1 protein-coding gene is annotated in these 657 nt (G+C 59.1%); it reads right to left on the bottom strand.

Annotated elements, in window-relative coordinates; all coding sequences use genetic code 11:
- On the bottom strand, positions 1-657 hold a 657-nt coding region (locus AC27E8_RS06550; RefSeq protein WP_487111384.1), incomplete at both ends, for a hypothetical protein.

Genomic DNA, 657 nt, shown 5'->3' with positions numbered 1-657 from the left:
CGCTCACCGTTCCAGTCGAAGCGCCGTTATAGAACGTCTGATTCAGTGACGCTCCATCCGTTCCTCCGTTCGAGACCAGCGTCACGCTCCAGCCCGTGTTCGTTGCCGCAGGCAAGTTCCCGTTGTTAGGAGCCTCAAAATCGGAATAGTAGATCGCGGGCTGGCCAGTTTGCAGAAATTGCACATTGAAATTGACACTCGTGCCCGCATCCACCGTCACATTTGGCCCGGCCGCGTAGATGCCTGTTCCGCCACCCATGAGTTGGGTGTACTGATCGGACACAACTGCGCTTACGCTGCCCGTTTGAATCGGTGTGCCGCCGTTGGAAGACAAGGTTACAGTCGTGGACACGGTGCAATCCGTTGTGGTATCAGTGGCTGTAACCGTGTAACTTTCGCCAGGCTGCCCTGTCAGGATCACGCCCACGCTCTGTTCACTGCCACCGACGCCCGGCACGCTCAGACTCCCGCCATTGTTCACGGTGAATGCGTACGTATCGCTGTCATCGTGGGTAAACGTCAAGCCCGCGCTGTTCGAACCGACACTTCCCACTGACCAGCTTGCCTGGCTACACTGCCCCGTGGTAGGCTGTGTCTGAACCTGGCCCCACGTCACCTGGACTGGCGTCGACTGCGCGACGACCGTCTGGCCGTTCG

The organism is Alicyclobacillus sp. CIJ1 (assembly GCF_057538885.1).
Note: the sequence above shows the minus strand (reverse complement) of the source record. Positions and strands in the feature narration are given on the sequence as shown.